The following is a 212-nucleotide window of genomic DNA, read 5'->3' on the forward strand; positions in this document are numbered from 1 at the left end:
GAACTGAGCAAGGCCGGCATGTCGATGACCATGGAGGCGAGACAGGCGCTGCGCCGCAATCTCGGCGGCGACCGGCTGGCCTCCCGCGGCGAGATCGAGAAGCTCGTGCTCTATGCCCATGGCCAGAACGAGATCGGGCTGGAGGAGGTCAAGGCGATGTCGGGCGACGTCTCCGGCGCCTCTTTCGACGACGCGGTCGACGCGCTCCTCGA

General features: G+C 67.5%; 1 pseudogene. It reads left to right on the forward strand.

From position 1 onward, the window contains the following. Window positions 1-212, forward strand: a pseudogene (gene holA / locus EOB49_RS36255) (DNA polymerase III subunit delta); the annotation flags it as partial.

The sequence above is a fragment of the Mesorhizobium sp. M7A.F.Ca.MR.148.00.0.0 genome (genome assembly GCF_003997735.1).
Classification (GTDB): domain Bacteria; phylum Pseudomonadota; class Alphaproteobacteria; order Rhizobiales; family Rhizobiaceae; genus Mesorhizobium.